Consider the following 23,115-nt stretch of genomic DNA (forward strand, 5'->3'; position numbering starts at 1 on the left):
ATTCCACTCCAAATTATTGAATTACATTTTTCAGAACATCGTCAATCATTTGTCCATTCGCAATCGTCCCCGTATACAACCAGCTCGAATCTTTGCCAAAATCGTATACATGGCCAGCTTTCACAGCTGGAATTCCCGCCCATACAGGATCTTTTATAATTTCTTCTTTACTTGCGTTTTTGCTGTTCACGATAAAGACATAATCCGCATCCAGCTCTGCCAGCTTCTCCAGCGATAAATTACTCCAGTTGGCCTTGGCAGTTTTGGAGATTTCCTGTACGACCTGGGGAATCTTGAAGCCCAAGTCCTTATACAATACATCACCACTGGATAGATTCTGGTTCACGACATACACGTTTTTATCCGTTACCCACAAGGCTGCTGCGGTTTTTTGTCCAACCGTCTGGCTCAGCTTGGCCTTGGCTTCTGCCGCTTTTTTGTCATAGCTGCTTAATGCCTGCTTCGCTTCACTGCTCTTATTCAGCACCTCACCCACGGTCAACAGCTCTTGACGCCAATCGTTGTTCATATTACTGCCTACAACGTAGGTGGGGGCGATTTTAGAGTATTGATTATATTTGTCGCCCTCTACCATACTCGCACTGTCCATAATGATTAAATCAGGCTTGAAGTTCAGAACGGCTTCAAACGGAAGGTCAGAAGCGATGGTAGGAACATCCTTTAGTTCTTTTTGCAAGTAAGCCTGAACCGAATTTTTACCTACCGACCATTGAGCTACGGGTTTAACACCCAGCGTAACCAGATGATCCTCCAGATATGAAGCAATTACACGCTGGGGTTGAGCCGGAACCTTCACCTCATGTCCAAGTGCATCTTTCAGCACCCTTTCTTGTGATGCTTGCTCCGCTGTATTGTTGGTCCCTTGGGACGTATCTTCCGTTGCCGCAGGACTGGATGTGCCTGAGCATGCACTGAGCAATAGTGTAAAACTAAGCAATAAAATAAATGCCATGGAATGCTTTGCGTTTCTATTCATTCGTAAAATCCCTTCATCGTAATTTTGATAATGATTATTATCCTCAATAACAGTATGCAGGGCACCACTTTTCGAATCAATGGAACATCCGGACATGGGTAATGGATTATCCAGACGTTCATCTCTTACAAAAGCAGATGAATGTAAGCTGTCTCGGTAATGAACCGGGGATACGCCGGTATACTTTTTGAATGCCCGGCTAAAGAAATAGACATCCGGGTATCCCACACCGACAGCAATATCCTGTAAAGCAGCATCCGTCTTCCGCAGAAGCTCCTTCGCCTTGTCCATTCGCAGCCGGATCAGATACATAATCGGGCTGCAGTCTGTTTGTTTTTTAAATAATCGGGTCAGGTGCCTTGTGCTGCATTCCAGCAAGCCGGCCAAACGCTCCAACGTTATGGACTCCGCATAATGCACCTCCATAAACCGAATCGCCTCTGTCACCGTATCCCGCGCGGGGACCTGCGCCTGCTGTTCCTGATACTGGCGCATAAATTCGTAGGCAAAATCAAAGAACTTGCTTTGAGCCTGTACCCTGGACAATGCATCCCGATCCTGCCATGCACGCTCCAGCAGTTGCAGCTTTTGGTACAGCATAACCGGATATGGCGGTACAAAGCCATGCGCTATAGCTGGAACATTATACACCGTATGTCCTGATACAGAAGTCGCTTTATATAGTACAAGAAAATATTCGATCCCTCGGTTCGAGGGGGACATTTTCAGTTCGAAGCCTTTGCTGCCATGCAGTATGTACCCTGAATGCGCTGTATCATTCCATTCACCACCCAAACGCACACTACCCTGTAGTACCAAAATAAAAGCCTGCGCGGGAAGACGGTATGGTTGAAGCAGTTCTTCGGGTTCCAGCCGAATATGGCGAATGTCCATGATACGGATCGATGAATGGAGCCATGTGGACAGCAGCCTGTTCAGTTCATCTGCTTCATGCTCCTTGCCTATTCCACTTTGGGAGCCTGCCTGCTTTTTCCGATCCTGCTTCACTGATTAAAGCCTCCGCTCATAAAATAACCATACTATTTTTCCAAACCAACCTCATTATATATCATTCTCTTCATTGATCCTATTTCTTTCATTTCCTAATTGGATATTTTCATGTAGTATAAGTCTAATTGAAGTAACCCTGTTTGGGCTATGCTGAAGCTATACACTTTATGAAGGAGGATTTCAGGTTGAAATCAAATGAAGCAACTTTGCACAAAAAGCTGCGCCCAAGACACATTACCTTTATGGCTATGGGCGGGGTCATCGGGACCGGTATTTTTAAAGGGAGTACCGAAACGATTAGCTTGGCAGGACCTGGAGTTATTTTATCCTATGTCTTTGCGGGGCTTTTGCTCCTGGTCGTTATGGGCGCAATTGCCGAGATGGCTACCGTCTATCCGAACATGAATATGAAGGATTTTATTCGCAAAGCTTTTGGAGAACGGCTTTCGTTTATCATCGGCTGGTTGTATTGCTTCATGTGGCTGGCCGTCTGTGTCATTGAGGTCATCGCTGCGGGAAGCTTCCTGCAATACTGGCTGCCGGATGTCCCCTTATGGGTACTCAGTTTGGCGAGTGCGGCTTTTATTATTGTCGTCAACATGCTGAGTGTCGGCGGTTTTGGGGAACTGGAATTTTGGCTTGCGGGTATCAAGATTGCCATGATTATCATCTTTATCGCGCTGGGTGGCTGTATACTGTTCGGCATTATCCCCACCGAAACTCCGCCCTATCTGAGCAACTACGCGCAGCATGGCGGATTTCTCCCCAATGGCTGGCTGGCCATTTTTTCGGCGCTGCTGGTCGTTACCTTTTCCTATGGGGGGTCCGAGCTGATCGGACTAACGTTGACGGAGACAGAAAATCCGGAAAAGGTACTGCCTAAGGTAGTTAAAAGCTTTATTTTTCGCGTTGTCTTGTTTTATACGTTGCCGATTCTCATCATTTGTGGCTTGATCCCCTGGAATCAGCTGGATGCGAATACCAGCCCGTTTGTACAGGTACTATCTTCGGTAGGGCTTCAAAGCTCGGCCCATGTCATGAACTTTATCCTGATCACTGCCGTACTGTCTGCCGCCAATTCGGGGATTTACGGTGCCACACGCATGCTGCATTCACTGGCAGTCAATGGAGAAGGGCCCAAATCACTCGCGCGGGTATCATCGAACGGAGTGCCGGTGAATAGCCTCAAATTGTGCGCTGTGATTCTGATTGTGGGCTCCATGGTTGCTTATATCGCTCAGGACGGACTGTTCCGTATTTTGATGGCTGTGCCTGGCTTTGTCGTGCTGCTCGTCTGGAGCTGTATTTGCCTGTCCCAGTTGAAACTGCGCAAATCCTATCCCATAGAGCCCAGCTTCAAAATATGGGGATTCCCTTATATCACGGTGATAACCATTGGATGTCTGTGGGTGATTGCATTTCTGTTCCTGCTGGACCCGCAAAATCGGATCAGCATTAGCGTATGCGTGGCTTTCATGGCATTTCTGATCATCTGGTCTTTGGTGAAGTTCCGGAGAAAGCAGGCGTAAGCAGCTTATGATTCAATCGTATTTGTTTCCTGTTTCATATGCTTTTCTGGCGTTCCCTTTTGCTGCGTTATTGTTTACACTGCCTTTTCTCATCGTGCAATATCGCAGACATGGCTATATTCACAAGGCTAGAGCATGGCTGCTTTACCTGATGCTTTTATACTTGATGAACGCCTTCTTTTTGGTCATTTTACCGCTTCCGTCATCGCGTCATAACGCAGCATTAGCCGGGGGAGCGCTGCAATTCATACCCTTGCAATTCATTCACGACATTGTAAGAGAAACATCGGTCTCACCCGCTCATCCCTCCAGTTATCTTCATGTGCTGAAGGAGCGGGCTTTCCTGCAAGTGGCTTTTAACGTCCTTATGACCGTGCCCTTTGGCATGTTCTTGCGTTATTATTTCCGTGCACGATGGGGATGGTGCCTGATTCTGTCCTTTGCCCTGTCCCTCTTCTTTGAGGTAACGCAGCTGACAGGATTGTATGGATTTTTTGACCATGCGTATCGCGTGTTCGATGTGGACGACCTGATGGCTAATACATTGGGCGGTATGCTGGGCTTTTTATTGGGCGAATGGTTTTCACGCTTCCTTCCCCGCCTGGAGCATCTGGACAAGCATTTGGACATTACCACCAAGCGGGTATCCTATACGAGACGGGGTGTGGCCTTTTTCCTGGATTCTATCGTTTGGACCGGGCTGCTCGGCATCATGGAATCCCTGCATGTACCTGCTGCTTTCTGGGTTTCCAGCGGGGTGTACTTTATGCTCGTTCCTTGCCTGACGAATGGACGAACTCCAGGGAAATGGCTGGTGCGTATTCATCTTACAGGGACAGGAAAACGAATTTCCCTGTGGGGGCTCATCAAGCGCTATAGTCTCTTATACTGGTTGTATTTCGGGCTTAACTATGTGCTGGGTGGTCCTGTGTTATGGCCTCAGGTCTCTCCATGGGTAAGTGTCCTAATCAGCCTCTTATTGCTGGTGATGAACGGATGGTTCTTTTTCCATCTCGTCATACGCCTGTTCAAGAAAGGCCCCTTATTCTATGAAGAGCTTAGTCATACTTCGCATCAGATTAGTTGGCCCAAGCACTATCACCATTCTCAAGGTGACACCGTTGATGCCATAGAATCACCGGGAGCTCACACGGACGTCTAAGCCAGCTAAAAAAAACAGGCGAAGCAAAGGAATTTCCTTTGTCCGCCTGTTTTTATTTTGTATATAAACGATAGCTCGCAGCTCTTATTTCCACTGTGCAATTTGATCAATGGGCAAGCGTGTGGACGGATGGCCGTCGTTGACTCCTTTACCCATGGAAATGAGCATTACAGGTACATAACGATCTTTATCCAGACCAAAGGCTTCAGCAATTCTGGCCTTGTCATAACCACCGATTGCATTGGTGTCGTAACCGTGAGCGCGCGCTACCAGCATGAGCTGCATAGATACCAGACCACCGTCGATCAGGACCGTTTCTTTGTTCACAACCGGATCAAGCGCTGCAAAATGGGCTGCCACTTTCTCCTGCTGCATTTCCTTTACATCCTTTGGCATATAGCCCAGTTCTACTGCTTCTCCGAAAATTTGCTCGAAATTATCAAAGTTGTTCAAATCTCCGAACACCGCGATCACTGCCGATGAAGTCTCCACCTGACGTTGGTTAAAACTTGCCAGTGGTGTCAGGGTTGCTTTGCCCTCCGGGCTGTCAATCACGAGGAAGCGCCATGGCTGCAGGTTAATGGAAGATGGGGCGCGTGTAGCTTCCGTCAAAATCTCAGTCATTTCCTCGCGGCTGATCTTCACGGACGGATCGTATACTTTCACCGAACGACGTCCGAGTGCGATCTCTTTAAAATCATTTGATTTTACAGTTGTGTTCGTATTGCTCATTCCAATCTCTCCTTGTTCCCCTACGGGTATAATTTGTTATGATAAAATTTCAATCAGTCCATATCGGAAATATGACCATTCATGACTTGCAGCATTTCAGCCAGCTGTCGCCGCTGTGCCTCGTCGAAGCTTTGGAGCAGTCGATCCACAAACTGCGTGCGCTCCTGTCTAAAGGTGATCATGTGCTCACGCCCATAATCGGTCAGGCTTACCAAGGTAACCCTGTTGTCCTCCGGCTTGGTGCGTCGTGTGACCATAGCATTCGCTTCAAGCTGCTTCAAATGGCGAGTTACGGCTGCGGCGTCGATGCCAACCTCTTTTTGCAGCAGAGTTTGACTGATCTCCTCCACCTGATACAGCTTGCACATCAGCTGCAATCTGGATGCGCTGATTCCTGCACAACGCTCAAACTTGGAGCTCATCTGCTTGTTCAGCAACAGCAGCATTTCAAAAATATACTCAGCGTCAGATGATGTTTGGGTGATAGCAATCTCTCCTCCTTAAGCATGTGCCAGGCTTTGCGATCCAACCTTTGACCCATCAATGATTGATCTATCAAGTAATATACATCCGCTTTATAAATAAATCAAGTCCCTGAGAAAAATAAAGTGCCTCTTGGCAAATAAAAGCTGAGCGCCCTTGCGAGGGACACTCAGCTTCTCATTTTATTAGCTAGCTTATTCAATATTACGTGTGTTCACTTATTTCTCTACTTGTATCCTGGGCTGCCGTTGACTTAGACAATCCCGTGGGACAGCATAGCGTCAGCCACACGAACGAATCCAGCGATGTTCGCACCGACAACCAGATTGCCTGGCACGCCGTATTCCTCAGCCGCCTTCACGCTGTTGGCATAGATATTTTTCATAATATCATGCAGCTTGGCGTCCACTTCCTCAAAGGTCCACGATAAGCGCATGCTATTCTGTGACATTTCGAGCGCAGAGACCGCAACCCCGCCTGCATTGGCAGCTTTGGCTGGCCCAAACAGTACTCCACTGTCCAAAAATACTTCAATTGCTTGTAGCGTGGATGGCATATTGGCCCCCTCACCCACAGCTTTTACGCCATTGCTCACCAGCAGTTGTGCTGCATGCTCGTCAATTTCGTTCTGTGTGGCACATGGCAGTGCGATATCGCATGGAATCGACCAGATACCGGAACAGCCTTCCGTATATGTTGCACCTGAACGCTCCTTGATATACTCGCTAATCCGCAGACGGTTCACTTCTTTGATCTGCTTCACCAATTCCAAATCAATGCCTTCGGGATCATAGATGTAGCCATTCGAGTCACTACAAGCAACGACTGTAGCACCGAGCTGCTGTGCCTTTTCAATCGCATAAATGGATACATTCCCCGAGCCCGACACGACCACTCGCTTACCTTCAAAGGACGATCCCTGAGCCTGCAGCATCTCATTTACAAAGTACACACAGCCGTAACCTGTCGCTTCTGTACGCGTGAGGCTGCCTCCGTAATGAACCCCTTTACCTGTCAGGACACCGCCTTCATGCCCTCCGCGAATCCGCTTGTACTGCCCGAACAGGTAACCAATCTCACGGCCGCCTACCCCAATATCCCCTGCCGGAACGTCGGCATCCGGGCCGATATACTTGTACAGCTCGGTCATGAAGCTTTGTGTAAAGCGCATAACTTCGTTATCTGATTTCCCTTTAGGATCAAAATCGGAACCGCCTTTGCCACCACCAATGGGGAGACCTGTCAATGCATTCTTGAAAACTTGCTCAAAGCCCAAAAATTTGACGATTCCCAGATATACAGACGGATGGAAGCGAAGTCCACCTTTATAAGGCCCAATCGCACTGTTAAACTGTACGCGGAAGCCGCGGTTGACCTGTACATTCCCTGCATCATCCACCCAAGGCACACGGAAGGTAATGACACGCTCCGGCTCCACCAGCCGTTCCAAAAGCCCCTGTTGCATATACTTGGGATGCTTAGCAAGCACGGGAACCAACGAATCCAATATTTCTTTGACGGCCTGATGAAATTCATTTTCATGAGGATTGCGCGCGATAACCTTTTCAAAAACGGACTGCACATATTCGGCTGCTGCCTGTTGACTCTGCTCTGAACGGATAATGGTCACTTTTCAATACACCCCTTTATAATTAGCCCCTCTGTAAGACGATGATCCAGGTTGATCTACACCCGCAAGAGTGGAAGTTTATGTATTCATAAAATTTAGTTAACTATACATGATTTTTAATATAAATACATCTAATTTGCTTATAAAAATAATTTGTCCCCTATATTAAATAACTCTATAAACCTCTCATACCCTGTTATATTCACAAGGCCTAATCCCTTGATTTACGGGCTTTTTTCACCATTTTCACATGTTCTATACCTTACTCAATATGGGACAATTATGTGAACGAATGAAGCCGACTTTCAATTTGGGCAGGCGAAATCATACCGTATATCATTTCCTCTGTCTTCGATACACATACAGCCTTATCGGCAAATGTAGAGGTAACAAAAAGAGACCACGCACAGGGCGTAGCCTCTTTTCCTCATCCTTTTGGGATATAGCACGTCATTGCTGAAATGATCATCTACACATAAAAGGCTTCAAGCTGACGCACGATTTCTGCCTCGTCATGCTCTACCACTTGCTGGTGCTGCGGCTTGGAGAACAATTGTTCAATTGGCGCCGGGAACTCCTGCTGAATGTCCACCAGACGGATGGCTTCATCGAATTTGGCCGGATGCGCTGTCGCAAAGGTCACACATACTTCGTCTGAGCCATTATACGCCTCATATGCGGCAATACCGCAAGCCGTATGCGGGTCCAGCAAATAATCGTATTCGGCCTTGTATTTTTTGATCAGCTCCAGACACTGCTCATTCGAAGCACCGAGAGCTTCAAAATCCTGATGTACCCGTTGCAAATCCTCTGCACTGATCACAATCCGCCCCTCGGTTTTGAGGTTATTCATGTACTCCGATACCTTGGCTGCATCTTCTCCGAGGAAATAGTACAGATATCTTTCGAAATTGCTTGCCACCTGAATGTCCATGGAAGGACTGTATGTGCTTTTGAAGTCGCCCGGTTTGTATTCGCCTGTCTTCACGAAGCGCTCCAAAATATTATTTTCATTCGTTGCAATGATCAGCTTATGGATCGGCAGACCCATTTTCTTCGCGAGAAAGCCGGAAAAAATATTGCCAAAGTTGCCGGATGGCACGCTGACATTGATCTTCTTCGTACCCGCTGACTCCTGCGCCCGGAAATAGGCATAGAAGTAATACACTGTCTGCGCCAAAATACGCACAAAGTTAATCGAATTAATCGCGCGCAGATGATGCTTGCCTTTGAAATCGAGATCTGCAAACAGGTCCTTGATGACTTTTTGACAATCGTCAAAGTTCCCTTTTACAGACAGATTCAGTACATTTTTATCGTCAACCGTCGTCATTTGCAGTTCCTGTACCTTGCTCACCTTTTGATGCGGATGCAAAATACAGATTTTAATGCCTTCCTTGCCACGTACGCCCTGAATGGCTGCCGCCCCGGTATCGCCTGAGGTTGCGCCCAAAATGTGAATGATCTCATTCTGCTTTTTGGACACGTAGGAATAAAATTCACCCATAAATTGCAGCGCCACATCCTTGAACGCAAACGTAGGACCGTGGAACAGCTCCAGAATATACAGGGATTCGTTAATCTTCTGCACTGGCGTAACTTCCGGGTGACGGAAGCTTGCATAACTGCGTTCCACCAGTTGCTCCAAATCTTCACGAGGAATTTCATCATTGATATACAGCGCAAAAACTTCCAGCAGCAGCTCTCTGTAGCTCAATGTAGCCCATTGCTCCAGCGTAGCTGCAGACACCACTGGAATCTGCTCCGGTACCATCAAACCGCCATCGTCAGCTAACCCCATGAGCACGGTATCAATAAATCCCTTGGCTTCTACTTGACCTCTAGTGCTTATATATCTCATATACATCCTCCAATAAAAATTCAATTCGAACCTTTTTCGAATATATTATTGTCTATAATACCCTGTCGCGGTGCTGTAACCAAGCCTTTTTTTCATATTTTTAAAACCTTTCTCCTACTTTACCATACCCCGAAGCATCAGGCATCTGTAATCGCCAGGCAATCGGAACGTCAGAATCAGACTGTAAATATGGAAAGAAGGAGATTGCTCCAGTAGTTATGAACCTGAAATCGAGAGTGAAGCCAGCTTGAGTGAAGGTGAAGTGCAGCTTCCCGAAAAACGTAAATCATTGCCAACCTCCTCTACCTGCTGCAACACATCAAAGAAGTTGCCAGATACGGTAATCTGATTGACCGCTCTGACCACTTGCCCCTGCTCAATCCAGTATCCCAAACAAGCCAGCGAAAAATTACCGGACGCTGTGTTCGTTCCCGCATGCAGTCCTTGCAGCTCAACGATCATCAACCCGCGATCCATCCTGCGAATCATATCCTCCAACGTAGAGGTGCCTGGTTCCACATACAGATTATGATATGACACACCGATTTTGCCGTTATAGCTGCCCTTGGAAGCATTAGAGGTACTCTGCACCCCGGCCTTGCGGGCCGTCTTGCGGTTATGGAAATATGTCCGCAGTTCCCCGTCCTTGATGATCTCGTTGCGGCGCGTTGCGCTGCCTTCAGCATCAAACGTACTGCCTGCCGGAACGTTCTTCATTAGCGGATCATCAATCAGCGTGATATGTTCGCTTGCCACCTTTTGCCCCAGCTTCCCAGCCAATCGCGAAAAGCCTTTATCCACCGACTCCGCTGAAAATACCGTCGTATACGCAGCCAGCAATTGCGCTGCTGCATCATGACGGAAAATGACCGGATAGTTATCCGATTGAATCGTGTGAGCGCCCAGACGGGAAACAGCCTCTTGTACCGCCCTGTGGGCCACATCCGCAATATCGATTTCTTCCACACTTCGCAGGGAATAATCATGCCAGCCCCCGGTAACGGTCTCCCCATGTTCTGTTGCAATGACGTATACATATGCGGTTGCCAGACTTTTGCGGCGATGGCAGTGCAGTCCCTTTGTGTTGGCAATCAGGACCTCATTTTCACGAATGCTGACCGAGCAATGCCGAGCCATCACAATCCGTGGGTCTGCGGCAAGCGCTGTGCGCTCCATTTCCAGCGCAGCCTCGATAAGTATCTCGGGTGCGGTGTCGGCCAGCTCGGCGGTATAGGCAGGCTGCTCAAGGTAGCTTTCAGAGCCCTCAAATAGTTCATCCTGCTCCTCGCTCTCCAGTATGCCTGCGTTGCTGCGTGCCTCTTCCAATAAAAAGTCGATCACGTCCGGTTCCAGCTTCTCCGTAGAGGCATAGCCTATTTTCCCGTTAATGACGCCCCGGAAGGAAAGCCCACCGTTTTCGACGATGGTATATTGGTCAATTTCTCCCTTCAATACCTTTACCGAGGTAGAACGTCCATTCACATAGTAGATTTCCATATCTGCGTAGCCGATTTCCCGCCCCTTCGTGAACAACGCTTCCTGAAATTGCTGAATATTCATCGCCTATTCCCCCTTCCGTCCGCCGACGGTCATTTCGGAGACTCGTATCGTCGGCTGCCCGCAGTTGACCGGAAGACTTCCGCTGACCGAGCCGCACATGCCCTGGCCATGATCCAGATTGTTGGCGACCATATCTATATTTTGCAGGGTTTCAATCCCTTTGCCGATCAGCGTTGCGCCTTTGACCGGCTCAGCAATTTTACCGTTGCGAATCATATACGCCTCTTCGACTGCAAAATTAAACTCGCTCGTCGAAGTATTCACCGAACCGCCGCCCAGCGATTTGGCATAGATCCCGTACTCTGTATTGGCAATGATCTCTTCACGGGTGGACTCGCCATTCGCAATAAATGTATTGTTCATACGGGATGCAGGCGCGAATTTATAGGATTGTCTTCGTCCTGATCCTGTCGTAGGTACACCCATCTGGCGCGAGCCCATGCGGTCGATCAGATATCCTTTTAAAATGCCGTTCTCGATCAGTACGTTGCGCTGTGTCGGCGCTCCTTCATCATCAATATTGAGCGAGCCCCACGCGCTCGGAATCGTTCCGTCATCCACAGCCGTGACAAGCGGTGAAGCCACCTGCTGCCCGATTTTGTTTGCAAACACGGAAGTTCCATGGGCCACCGCCGTGGATTCCAGCCCATGTCCACACGCCTCGTGAAAAAGGACTCCGCCGAAGCCGTTCTCAATCACGACAGGCAGTCTGCCGCTGGGCGCATATCCCGCTTTGACCATCGTGGACGCAATACGAGCGGCGTGTCTCGCATTTTCTTCGATATTCAGATTCTCGAGGAATTCAGTCCCCGCATACGCTCCCGGTCCGCGAAAACCGGATTGTCTATGCTCCCCAGCGGTCGCTATGGCGCTTATTCTCATGCGTGTATATGTGCGGGTATCCTCCACCAGCAAACCGTTGCTATTGGCGATCAGTACGTTCTGGATCGAGTTGCTAATCCCAATAGAGGTTTGCGTGATAGAAGGATCGTATTGGCTTGCCGCCTCATGCGCCCGTCTCATCATGTCGATCTTGGCGCGCTTCTGTGATCCGTCAGGTATGATGGCAATCGGATGGTGGTTAGGGATCGCGTGGGGATGGAGTGTAATCGGTTGTGTACCTGGCGCTCCACCTCCGCGAATGGCCTTGGCGGCCGATTTTGCCAGTCGAATCAGGCTCTGTTCGCTCATATCACTGGTGTAGGCATACACCGAAAAATGCTCCTTCATGATCCGAATGCCAATCCCAAAATCCCGGCCTGACAGCGCCGTATCCACGACTCCCCCAGTCATGCCCAACTGTCCATTGGTACGGTCCTCGACGAACACCTCTGCAAAATCTCCGCCCGTCTCCAGCGCGGCTTGGAGCATATCCTGAATCTGTGTTGGATGTATCATCACGTTCCTCCTCGTTTTTGCCATGTTTCATATTGTACGGTTAAGCGTTCCTGATTAGATGCGGGTTCATGTTTATTTCCCATAACTTTACTATACATGATGTTGGGAGTGGGCGTAACTATCTGGGCGGCGGTGTGTTTGGGGATGGGGAAGATTTATGCGTGGAGATTGGGAGAGGGAAAATGAGAAAACCCGATCAGACCGTGAAGGGTCATGTCGGGTTATTTGAGCAAATTGATTACTGGGTGGATTGAGCAAGTACGTGCATGTAAGGCCACTACGTAGACGGATCATTCTTCCGATCGCTGTTGCCCCCAGATTTTTTTGAATTATATTTTTAACGGTAAAAATCCGGGTTCAAAGGCGAACGCTCCGCTTCTTCAGAACGATTCCGCCCCCTCCGCTGCTATGCTTGGGTTTGCTTCATTCTGTTCGCCAAAATACTTTTTTTCAAACGAACTTTAAACAGTTCTCTTCGTAAATCCAGTTCCATAATATGAAGATGATCAGCCGCTTCTTTGACCGTTTCCATGTGCAATGCGCTTGCCTTTTGAGAAATAATAGCGAGTGCATCCCAAATAAGCTTTGTGCATGTTTTAAGTCTCTCTATGTGTTCGTCTTCTTGCTGTACCAAGCTCTCGTATTGATCAGTCGTATTTTCAGATGGTTTCGTATCCAAGTCATCATCTCCTTTTTATCAAAGTGTAGCAAAGGATGATGACTGATGTGGTACGTGGATACGTAACAATGAGAGAAAAATTGGAAAGCGAACAGAACAGTTCCAGTAGCAAGAAAAAAGGAGGACTTCAATTCTTCCTTCGCTTTGTTTCGGCTTTTTATCGAATATCAAATTTGGATGTCCCTGTTTTTTTATGGGATTTCTCTTTTTATAAATTATCAATGAACGTATTCAATCCATAGAATGTATGTTACTAGCGGTGCTTCCGGACGCCTCACCTTTAGAGCTACTGATTCTAACTTTGGATATAGTAAATGGTGGCATTCTGCCGAGTGTAAGTGATTATATAGATACACAACATATTTTTCGGGGATGAATTCTGTTCTTCTGTTCTTTGTGTACGTTGATAGGGTGACTTAATCGAACGGACATATCAAGCTAGCATTTCAAATTACTTATAATTGTCAAGAATTCCTGAACTCTCAGTTTGATAATAATTTTGTTTATTGTTTATTAAGCGCAGATTGACCCATTCCGGGTAGACTAATGTAGCATCAAGATTTCCTCCCATGTTAATATCTTTAAAGATATTAATCAGGATGTTTTGTGCTATTTTCCTTCTTTTTAAAGTATAATATATGAACCAAATTCATAACTAGCTCTTACTATGGAGGAAGACTATTGAAAATAGCACTTTTAAAAAGTAGAAACGTAAGAAGAGAAATTACGATTTTTGACTACAAACCAGAATATCGTGATTTCTTGTATTGTCCATTCCCAGAATGTGGTTGCAAACTAGTTTACGTTAATAGTTCTTCAACCCATCCATACTTCAAAACACATAAAAATGAAAACCATTCAAGTAGTTGCCCTTATCTATTTGAGCGCTACAACCAACAATCACTAGCCAATATATGTAGTGTTAAAGGATGTACCCAAACTGCAGACTACAAAGTTTACTTATATGATTACTATGCCCCTCCCTTGAACAAAGAATTTATGGAACAAGACTTTACTTGCCCTTATCTTTGTCAGGCACATATGTATGAAAATGAAGAAAACGCTATAGGAGAAAAGAAGCCCCAGGGAAAAGTGAAGTATCTTTATTCAAATAAAAAACAAGCTCAAGGTTTTACAAAATATATACCCATCAACAAAAAATCTATTTTTATAGATTCTGCAAGCAACCAACATAATGACCCAATTAACTTAGAAATCATTAATGTCAATTCTCAACTAATAAAATACTTAGCGAGATTTCCTGAATTACTTAGAGAAATTGATCCTAGAAGGTTTGAAGAAATTGTTGCTGAAATATTCCACAAAAAAGGTTTTTCTGTCTCACTAACACCTCGAACCAGAGATGGCGGAAAGGATATCTATGCATTACAAAACGGAATCTTCGGACGACAACTATTTGTAATTGAGTGTAAAAGATATAGCACTACAAACAAAGTAGGCGTTGAACTTGTAAGAGGTATCTATGGAGTAAAGATGGCCGAAAGAGCTACTGCAGCAATGCTAGTAACAACATCATATTTTTCTAAAGATGCCATTGACTTTGCTTCTCCGCTAGAATACGAATTGTCTTTGAAGGATTTTGACGATCTAAAATCTTGGTTGAAAGAATACAAATGATAAAAAGAAGTAGGTTCTTTTTTCAAAGAAGAGCCTACTTCTTATACTCCATGTCTTTTTGCCGTATGATTCAACTCCAATCAAGCTTGCAATAAATCCCTTGCAAATGGGTTTGTATAGAAGTAGACAGGGATTCATGCCATTGTTACTCAACGGCTTATTATTAATTTATAATTTTTTCCCCAATAACTTTAAATGTTCGTTAGAACTTCATTAATTTGTTCACGTTCAATTCCCCGCCTCCAAGCTTCAATTGACCTCAGTACTTTTTGTTTGTGCTTTAAATAATTTATTCCTGTTAATGCTGGAAGCAAAGATTCTAAAAATGATATTCTTGCCTCCATGTAAGGAATCATACTGCCGAACCCACCATAATCATTTGCTTCCAATTGAATTTCTTCAAATAAATCGGGATCTGGATTTAATTTAATTAAATCAAAGAGATGTTTTTTTCGACGTTCGGGTGAGAAGTTAGTGTCGGCAATACATGAAAATAATATTTTCATAAACCCTGAATTATCGAAATTTGCATTGATAAAATGAGTTAACCATTCGTCTTGGCGGGCTATTCGGGTTTCCGAGCCATCTGATCCCTTAAAAAGGTAAGCAATATATTCCGAAATACGCCACGGATAAAGCTCCTCATTGCTACAGTACGATTTAAAAATATAATCAGCGAGTTGAATATAGTCCTTACAATTCCAAATAGCAGATAATCGGTTTTCATCTCCATGTGCCCAAGAATCTTTATCTTTCAAAGTATACTGAATAAATTCATCGATAAATGAAAAATCCTTGCGTATAAAATTAATCAGATATTGACCATGAATATCTGTATATTTAGCATAAGAAATTAGTTTGAAGTATATTTCCTTTATCAAACTCAAATCATTTTTAAATCGGTCAATTAGTATGTCTAGATTAGTATCAGCATCATGTGAACTAAACAGCGAATGAAAATATAATGAAAACATAAACCGGGAATAGTCATACTTTTTCGCAATTATTTTGCTTGCCTTAATAAATACTTTATCATCAATATGCTTATATTTTTCCAAGAAATCAATTTCTCTGTATGGTGATGAAGTAATGTCCCCCTCATTCTGGGATAAAAAGTAATATAATTTTTGAACATATTCTTCTGTGATGGTATCATAAGCTAGGTTTTTATAAAAAGAAAACTGCCAAGCATTTTTTTGATAAAATTCGAAATCATTGATAATTTCGTAAGTTCGTTCAGCACCGACCAACTCAAACAACTTAATTACTATAGGATCGGGGTATACGTTTAAAGGTGTATTATGAGCTAAATAAATATCAACAGCGTATAAAAAAAGTTCTTTATTACTTGCCAAATGATTAAATGCATACTGCAATCCACCACTAATATCCCAAGTATCTTTAGAATCACATTTTTCACAAGTTACACAAATTCGAATTATATTCAAAATAGCTTCTTTATCACAATTCTTCAATAACGTTCTAATATCTGATCCCTTTAACTCCTGCTCTTTCTTCCAATCAGTCTCTTCTAAGTGGCGTTCACCCTTTAGGATTTCATAAATAAGAAAATCAGAACTACATAAGTAATTGGATAAACATGTTTTTACGTCTATTCCATAACGTTCAAATCGATTCGTTACTGTTTTTGCAATAATACTATGTGATAGACTAAGCGGGGAAAAAAGATCACTGAAAAAGCGGACGATAAACTGGCAATCAAACTGAACCAATTCTTGCTCTATATCATCTCTATTACAGCGTCCGTATTCTTTAATTATCGTCTCAATTTTCGGTTGATACGCTTCATTTTGATATAATTCAAACAAACTATTCCAGATCATTTCTCGATATTTTTTAGAGCCATCACTGAGTTGAACTGGTATTCTATACATAATAAAAGTACGACCTCTCCCTGCCTCTGTAGGTGAAAAATGCAGTTTTAGGAAGTCAGCAGTTACTCTAATTAAAAGGATGCATACATTTTCATTTTTCCATTTACCAGCATTCTCGATAAATTTATTTATTAGTTGAATCTGTGTCCAATAGTCATAGCGATGTGAATTTTTTTTAACACCAAACGAATCGTTAATTATGTGATACAAATCCATTAAAATTTGTGGTTTTTTATCGTAATACTCGAATAATAGATCCAATGCTTCCGGTAGATCCTCTCTATCTCGGAACGCCCCTAAAATAGTCAAAATATCGTCATTGACGCTATTATTCCGCTTCTCTTTCTCGAAATCGATAGAATTAATATCAAAGATCTCCTGAGGTAAGGCATCAATTCTTTCTTTTAGCATCAGCAGCGTTTCAGTTGGTCTAACACTATGAAATACTTTTACAAAATCAAAGAATAAAGGACTCTCTGATTTTTCGAAATCATCCCACACAATACAAATCTCTTTTTCAAGTTGTTGGTGCACACTCTCTGAAGCGAAAATATTAGCAAGAGTGTTAACTGCATTAATTACACGTGGCCTATAGTTTCGAAAACAAGCTTTAAGCATTACTGATAATGGAATAATTCGCTTATTCATAAATACGTATGATAGTAGATAATTACCTAGACTTTGATCGGATATTTTTACAGCTTTATCGTTATAGATGTCCACCAATTCCATTTCATGTAATTGATGAGTGCATTTTATAAATAATTTATCCGATATATCCAACTTTTCCAGTATAGGTATCAAGATTTCAAGATGCTCAAGGTTAATTGCTGTTAGAAAAGCAATTATTCCTGCTACAGCACATAAATCCCTATCTTGATCCAAAATGTTATTCTTTATAAACTTACCATAATACCCTTCATACAATTGAGTTGCATCATTTATGCTAGATAATGATTGTGTTTCAAGCGCAAGTTTTCCGGCAATGATTGCAATCCTTGCATTTCCCTCAGCAATTCTTACAATTTTATCAAGATAGTTTGAGTTTAATATCTGCAAGTTAACCTCTAGAAGTTTCTTTATTTCTTCATCTGAAAATGTGCTAATTGCACAAATCTCTGGAATTGTAAAATCGCGAACATCTTGAATAGTTGTTTGTCTTGCGTAGTCTCTCACTGTGATGACGATTTTTACATCATAGCCTTGTTTATATTTTGTAAGAAACCGTAGGGCATGTTGTAATCCCGAAATTTGATTTGCATCGTCGATTAGGAGAAGATATTTGTCGGGAATTTCTAAAAATACCTTTAAATCTTCGTATATAGGAAGGCGATTACTTTGAATACATAACATTTTATAGTCATTTTCAAATGCATATTTTTTACAACACTCTAAAGCCAATCGTGTTTTCCCTACTCCAGCAGGTCCTGTTATGAGTGTAACATCGGTATTTTCTATCTTGGTTAACACTTCGATGATTTCTTTTTCTCTAAACTGAAATGTGGTTGACAGTGGAGCCGCCATTCCATTCGAATCATAAACAGATATGAACTCCTTAGTATCAAAGATCTGCTCGGTACTTATCGATATTCCTAAAAAATCGCGTGATATTCCATGAAATCGAGTATAAATGTTACTAGCTATTTCATCTACTCCATTTAATTGAAGTAGTACCCCTTTGGACGAACAAAGATCATGTAAAGCTTTACTCCTTCCTGCAGACAAATTCGCGGAGGTATGACAATAAACAATTTCAGCAATATCTGATACCTCTAATCCTGTTTTTTTGGCATTCAAACAGTCGCAAATATCTTCGTATATTTTTTCATATATTTTTGATTGCTGAGTGGTGTACATAACAAAAATGTATTTTCCCCTTGGGTCAAGAAAATATGTATCCGGGATACCTTTTGTAGTTTTCATGGCCCCCGATTTCATACCCAATGATAATACATTTTCGTATCCTAATTTAAATAAATATGCATCACATAACTCTTGAAATGGACCACCGTCGAGTTGTAATATCTTTTGTTTTATATCTGTCAACTTGGACATGATAGTACCTCCAAAAGTATACAAAAGAATTTTCCCACAATATAATATCGTGAAAGGATGTTATTACTATAATAGGTAGTTTCATCCTTATATTTTCCACTATCAAAATAAAAAAACGAAACAAAGCTTTGGCTTTAGTTTAGATATAAAAGTACATGCGATTATTTGCTCTCGTTAGCAAAGCACAACACTACACATTCGAGTATAATACAATCTTTTTAATATGGGAACATATTCAAATTGTATTCAAATCCTTGTGCATCAATCCTTCTTATCTGTTCACAATGAATAAACTCGAGCTAAAAAACATTCGATAATCCCTTATATCACCGTTGCCCCAAGAGAATAAACTCTTGCTGTAAATCTATCCTTTCCCCAATTTTTCACCCTGCTTTTTCTATCACAACTTTATTAGAATGTGAATAGAAGCTTGATACAAAAAAAGGGGGAAAGGCTTAATGGATCTGGGTTTTCCCCGTTTACCATTTATCCAATTCCCTAATTCATTACGTCTTTATTCGATTTTTAGCCTAGATTTATTTGTTAGATTACTGATGGGAGCAAGGTTATTAATTTCTAAGCAAAAAGCTCACTTTGGGGAATGACTGTTTCTGGTCTCCTCACAATCAGGTAGAGCCTATCGTTTAAAATGTACGATCATTCCAGCTATAAGAAATAAAGGCTCTAGGTGATTTCATTGTTTTATCGGTCATAGACTCTCACATCCCTATACATTTTACTTCTTTATTCTGAAGATGAAGAATATAATTCACTTATTCCTTCCATATATTCCAGAAATTCAGTTCTCGTCTGAAAGTACAGTTCTTCCAGTTTAAATTTTTCAAAAACTTCTCTTCCAATATAACCATTAATCAGTTCTATATGCATATTTAATATGTCGATTATATGGGGAATTGAATCGATATAACGAGATGCACTTGGGTTAATCGTCAAGTGAAAATTGTGTTCTGGATTAGAGCATTCTGTCATAAGCCCAGATAGTACCGCAGTTAGTGATGCATGGATAAATTCGCTATTGTATTCATAAAATTTATCGTATTCTTTTTTCAATCCAAGTTTAATACAAATTTCCCTCGGAGATTTTGTGAAATAATCTCCATTTATAGGGATAGGTGCAAGCAAGTTGTTCTGACTTGCAATCCTTAAAATGTCTATATTTTCAATGTCTTCTCGACCAGTTCGTTTAAGAATGTGTAATCTTAATCTATCTAATGCAAATTCTCTATATTTTTCAACTTCGTCATTTTCGATAAGATACTTTGACTGCCAATAATTATCAAACAAAACTCTTGTACTCATTGATGATAAAATTCCATTCACACCAATTAACGATAGGTTCAATTCGGATAAGATTCTTAGACTATACATAAATTTACTTAGAATTACTTCCTCAGTATTACTATAGTTCTCCCAATATTCTGATAAACGCCTAGTAATAGCTGAGATATATGGTATTGCTCCTAGATTCTTAGGGTAATACCTCAGCTCTTTATACTCTACCGAACATAATGATTCTTGAATTAATATTTCTTTTATCTCATCAGACATACTGTCAAGTAAATCTTGCTCATACCCCATTTCAGGTAAAGTTAAAGGTAAATATGTAGCATTTATTATGGAACAATACCTGATAAGGTTGTCCTCTAAGGTTAGTTCTTTATTGAAGAAATTCTTGATATGGAGTGAGAGACCCGCCTTAATAAGATGCAAGTATCGACACAATACATTATAAGGATGGTCTTTTGTCTTCAAACCTTCAAACTCTGTTTTATATTTGTTTACATCCAATCCCCATTTGACCTTTTTTTCAAACTTCATTCCATTTCTCTCTAATATTTGTGAAATATCTTTAATTTGATTATCGGTAAGCATCCACTCAACTAGATTTGATTTATTATTTTCAGCGTATGAAATAATCTCATCCATAAATTCCCCATAACCATTTTGGGAAATTAAATCAATTATCCATAAATGCCCGATTACAAGACTATACAAGTATATGGAACCCCTACTTCCATTATCCATATTGTATGGATTAACAAATGTGCCTGCTCTCTTGTCCATCTGAAAATCGGTGATCTTTGGATTAATAATTTTATCAATTCTTTCTTCCTCATTCATATAACACAACCCCTTGACTATGTAAAATCACCTACACAACCATATTATACCATACACTTTCTTATTTTTCCTTCGCATCGTATAAGTTGCTCTGATAGTCGCTGAGCAGATGTGTTATTCCATTTTGAGGGAGAGTACTATGTTGATATGCTGTAATCCACCCCCAAGTGTCCTATGGTATCCAACTCCCGCTCCCTGTGAAGACAAAAAATACCCTTTCAATGAAGAGAGGGCGATCCCACATTAACTTCTCATTTGTTATTTCCGTTCCAAACTAACAGTGAACAACACTCCACATGCCTTATGTATGTAATAAAATATATTCCCGTACTCAACCCCAACGCAATTTTTTGAATGCAGGAACATGTTCAAATTTCCTCTTTAATCCTCGTGCATCAATGCTTCTTATCTCGATATATTACTACCACGCACTCCACATGCCTTGTGTGGTGATAATGATGCCGTATTTTCCGCCAACTATTTGGCACCAAAATTTCTATTGCATCATTTCAGCAGATAGTCACTTTTAAATCTTTTTATCAAAAAAGTGATTCCATTTATTCTCCACTAAAGTTTTTGGCCCATTTATAACTTCATTGGATTGAATTCATCAACTCATAGAAATATTTTGATTCACGAGTCTTATGAAGACTATACCAGGCTTCTAATGTTTTAGAAGAAAACACACCCAGAGCTTTCAAAACATGTACGGAAAATTCCACCGGAGCTGTTCCAGATGCAGTGATCAGTTTTCCATCCGTTACAGCAGACTGCGTTTTGTAATACTTTTCGCCCGTGTAAGTGGGACAGGTCATTTTGAGGTATTCCAGATCATTGCTTGTATGCCAACGTGAATTCAGCAATCCTGTCTGAGCAAGTCCCATGGTAGCACCACAAATCGCCGCAACCCATATACCTTCCTCTAAACACCTCTCAACGATTTTTAAGATGGGTTGGTGAATGGTTTCTGTCCATGTATCTCCACCGAGTAAAATCAATGTATCCGCGCTTTCAATGCTGCACTCATCCAGTTTGATGTCAGGCAGTATTTTCAATCCGCCCATTGTAGTTACAGGAGTCTTTTCAATTCCCACGGTAACTATTTTCGATGGGACCAGCCCCTTTTTATAATATCTCCCCGAGTTCAGTTCGGCAGTCAAGTAACCTACTTCCCAGTCTGCCATTGTGTCAAACACATAAAGATATACTGTACTATTCATTTGCAAGTTCTCCCTATTTTATAATTTATCGAGTAATACCATCCATCGGTAATCCATGATTATCATCATTATAAAAAAGCTTCACTGACATCTGCTGTCAGTGAAGCTATTAAAGTTGATAATATTCCATTAACTCCGACGCAACAGCAACAAGTTTTTTCTTCAAACTCTGTGGTTCGATTACTCGAATGGATTTCCCGTAGGATAGGAGTAAATAAGGGACATATGTATGAATTGATTTTTCCTCAAGCAAAAAGATTGCTTGATTTGAGGTCCGCTCTTTCAGATGATGCCCCATAAACCAATGCAGGCATAAGTCATCCAATGCCTCTGATCTGCCTTCGATAATTAAAGAAATTAAACCGTCCTTACCCACTAAATCAGGCAATAGATTTTGCATAAAAAATTCACGAGCCGAAAAAGCCTCGGGACGCTTAAATATGATTGGAGTACGCTTGATCTGTAGAATACGATCTGCCCGAAAGCTACGGATCTCATTTCTCAGGTGGCAAAAAGCAACTGTATACCATTTATTGTTCCAGTAAACCATTCCATAGGGGTCTATCACCCTATTCTTAGGTTGTTCTTCATGGCTTGTGCGATAATCCATTTCTACAGAGAATTCGTTGGCTACAGCCTGCTCCAATTCCGCCAATATCGGCTGAAGAGAAGGATCTCCCATGCGATTTATCACTTCAAATCCGGCTAAATGACGGCTAAGTATACTTTCCTGCTCTTGATTCGAATACATCTTTAATTTTGATGTCGCATTGCCTAATGCCTCACTCAAAGGGTATCCAGCTTCTTTTGCAAAAATAGCAGCATGCAGGAGTGCCTTTTTTTCCTCAATATCAAATAGCAGAGGTGCTCTAATAAAATTATTCAGCAAGCTATACCCGCCATTATGACCCGTGTCGGATATTATAGGCACTCCACTGGCACATAGTGCATCAATATAACGATAAACTGTCCTTATATTTATTTCTAACTTTTCAGATATTTGTTTTGCAGTCATCTTTACGCCTGAATTCAGCATCCATAGAATGGCCAGATATTATCGTTTTTTGGCATAACATGAACCCTCATCTTTCATTAAAGCTCAATCTTTTATAAATATTTTTTT

At 42.2% G+C, this 23,115-nt stretch carries 15 protein-coding genes and 1 pseudogene; 4 read left to right on the forward strand and 12 right to left on the reverse strand.

Annotation, left to right across the window (positions count from 1 at the left end; translation table 11 throughout):
• Positions 1–13: 13 nt before the first annotated feature.
• A complete protein-coding gene (locus WG8_RS26685) occupies positions 14–2,005 on the reverse strand; it encodes an ABC transporter substrate-binding protein (protein WP_007431466.1) in 1,992 nt (663 codons plus the stop codon).
• A 188-nt stretch (positions 2,006–2,193) separates the two neighbouring features.
• Here WG8_RS26685 and WG8_RS17045 point away from each other — a divergent pair, with 188 nt between their 5' ends.
• Positions 2,194–3,537 (forward strand): amino acid permease, encoded by a 1,344-nt coding sequence (locus tag WG8_RS17045; protein WP_007431467.1) that lies wholly within the window; start codon positions 2,194–2,196, stop codon positions 3,535–3,537.
• A 7-nt stretch (positions 3,538–3,544) separates the two neighbouring features.
• Positions 3,545–4,699, forward strand: a complete 1,155-nt coding sequence (locus WG8_RS17050; RefSeq protein ID WP_007431468.1) for a VanZ family protein — start codon at positions 3,545–3,547, stop codon at positions 4,697–4,699.
• An 84-nt stretch (positions 4,700–4,783) separates the two neighbouring features.
• Here the strand turns inward: WG8_RS17050 and WG8_RS17055 are convergent, their stop codons facing one another.
• The 6 genes from WG8_RS17055 to WG8_RS17080 all read right to left on the reverse strand — a co-directional run bounded on the left by WG8_RS17055 (position 4,784) and on the right by WG8_RS17080 (position 12,363).
• Entirely contained in the window at positions 4,784–5,431 is a 648-nt protein-coding gene (locus WG8_RS17055; protein ID WP_007431469.1) for a nitroreductase family protein, read from the reverse strand.
• Between the two features lie 53 nt (positions 5,432–5,484).
• Positions 5,485–5,877: a MarR family winged helix-turn-helix transcriptional regulator gene (locus WG8_RS17060; RefSeq protein WP_007431470.1), complete on the reverse strand. Its 393-nt coding sequence runs from the start codon at positions 5,875–5,877 to the stop codon at positions 5,485–5,487.
• A 290-nt stretch (positions 5,878–6,167) separates the two neighbouring features.
• Entirely contained in the window at positions 6,168–7,544 is a 1,377-nt protein-coding gene (gene gdhA, locus WG8_RS17065) for an NADP-specific glutamate dehydrogenase (RefSeq protein WP_007431471.1), read from the reverse strand.
• 469 nt (positions 7,545–8,013) lie between these two features.
• Positions 8,014–9,405, reverse strand: coding sequence for a threonine synthase (gene thrC / locus WG8_RS17070; RefSeq protein WP_007431472.1), 1,392 nt, complete (start codon positions 9,403–9,405; stop codon positions 8,014–8,016).
• 216 nt (positions 9,406–9,621) lie between these two features.
• Positions 9,622–10,965 carry a TldD/PmbA family protein gene (locus tag WG8_RS17075; protein WP_007431473.1) on the reverse strand — a complete coding sequence of 448 codons (1,344 nt, stop codon included), beginning with the start codon at positions 10,963–10,965 and terminating at the stop codon, positions 9,622–9,624.
• A gap of 3 nt (positions 10,966–10,968) precedes the next feature.
• Positions 10,969–12,363 (reverse strand): TldD/PmbA family protein, encoded by a 1,395-nt coding sequence (locus WG8_RS17080; protein ID WP_007431474.1) that lies wholly within the window; start codon positions 12,361–12,363, stop codon positions 10,969–10,971.
• Positions 12,364–12,431: 68 nt separating this feature from the next.
• Here WG8_RS17080 and WG8_RS17085 point away from each other — a divergent pair, with 68 nt between their 5' ends.
• On the forward strand, positions 12,432–12,617 hold the full coding sequence (locus tag WG8_RS17085) for a hypothetical protein (protein ID WP_007431475.1): 186 nt from the start codon (positions 12,432–12,434) through the stop codon (positions 12,615–12,617).
• A gap of 152 nt (positions 12,618–12,769) precedes the next feature.
• Here WG8_RS17085 and WG8_RS17090 read toward each other — a convergent pair whose 3' ends face one another.
• Positions 12,770–13,042: a hypothetical protein gene (locus WG8_RS17090; protein WP_007431476.1), complete on the reverse strand. Its 273-nt coding sequence runs from the start codon at positions 13,040–13,042 to the stop codon at positions 12,770–12,772.
• Positions 13,043–13,723: 681 nt separating this feature from the next.
• Here WG8_RS17090 and WG8_RS26030 point away from each other — a divergent pair.
• Positions 13,724–14,680, forward strand: coding sequence for a restriction endonuclease (locus WG8_RS26030; protein ID WP_052310870.1), 957 nt, complete (start codon positions 13,724–13,726; stop codon positions 14,678–14,680).
• Between the two features lie 191 nt (positions 14,681–14,871).
• On the opposite strand, the gene WG8_RS27460 is transcribed toward WG8_RS26030, so the two are convergent.
• The 4 genes and pseudogenes from WG8_RS27460 to WG8_RS17115 all read right to left on the reverse strand — a co-directional run bounded on the left by WG8_RS27460 (position 14,872) and on the right by WG8_RS17115 (position 23,063).
• Positions 14,872–18,630 carry a hypothetical protein gene (locus WG8_RS27460; protein WP_043891146.1) on the reverse strand — a complete coding sequence of 1,253 codons (3,759 nt, stop codon included), beginning with the start codon at positions 18,628–18,630 and terminating at the stop codon, positions 14,872–14,874.
• A gap of 744 nt (positions 18,631–19,374) precedes the next feature.
• Complete coding sequence (locus WG8_RS17105; protein WP_043891147.1) at positions 19,375–20,772, reverse strand: DUF5677 domain-containing protein; 1,398 nt, start codon at positions 20,770–20,772, stop codon at positions 19,375–19,377.
• A gap of 593 nt (positions 20,773–21,365) precedes the next feature.
• Positions 21,366–21,992, reverse strand: a complete 627-nt coding sequence (locus tag WG8_RS17110) for a type 1 glutamine amidotransferase family protein (RefSeq protein WP_007431477.1) — start codon at positions 21,990–21,992, stop codon at positions 21,366–21,368.
• A 109-nt stretch (positions 21,993–22,101) separates the two neighbouring features.
• Positions 22,102–23,063: pseudogene (locus WG8_RS17115) on the reverse strand (helix-turn-helix transcriptional regulator).
• Positions 23,064–23,115: the final 52 nt, after the last annotated feature.

The organism is Paenibacillus sp. Aloe-11, from assembly GCF_000245715.1.
In the GTDB taxonomy this organism is placed as follows: Bacteria; Bacillota; Bacilli; order Paenibacillales; family Paenibacillaceae; genus Paenibacillus; species Paenibacillus kribbensis.

Coding starts and splice junctions, on each gene's coding strand:
- WG8_RS17050 (WP_007431468.1), top strand. CDS start 3,545: ATGATTCAATCGTATTTGTTTCCTGTTTCATATGCTTTTCTGGCGTTC.
- WG8_RS17055 (WP_007431469.1), bottom strand. CDS start 5,431: ATGAGCAATACGAACACAACTGTAAAATCAAATGATTTTAAAGAGATC.
- WG8_RS17060 (WP_007431470.1), bottom strand. CDS start 5,877: ATGCTGCTGTTGCTGAACAAGCAGATGAGCTCCAAGTTTGAGCGTTGT.
- thrC (WP_007431472.1), bottom strand. CDS start 9,405: ATGAGATATATAAGCACTAGAGGTCAAGTAGAAGCCAAGGGATTTATT.
- WG8_RS17075 (WP_007431473.1), bottom strand. CDS start 10,965: ATGAATATTCAGCAATTTCAGGAAGCGTTGTTCACGAAGGGGCGGGAA.
- WG8_RS17080 (WP_007431474.1), bottom strand. CDS start 12,363: ATGATACATCCAACACAGATTCAGGATATGCTCCAAGCCGCGCTGGAG.
- WG8_RS17085 (WP_007431475.1), top strand. CDS start 12,432: ATGTTTATTTCCCATAACTTTACTATACATGATGTTGGGAGTGGGCGT.
- WG8_RS27460 (WP_043891146.1), bottom strand. CDS start 18,630: ATGTCCAAGTTGACAGATATAAAACAAAAGATATTACAACTCGACGGT.
- WG8_RS17105 (WP_043891147.1), bottom strand. CDS start 20,772: ATGAATGAGGAAGAAAGAATTGATAAAATTATTAATCCAAAGATCACC.
- WG8_RS17110 (WP_007431477.1), bottom strand. CDS start 21,992: ATGAATAGTACAGTATATCTTTATGTGTTTGACACAATGGCAGACTGG.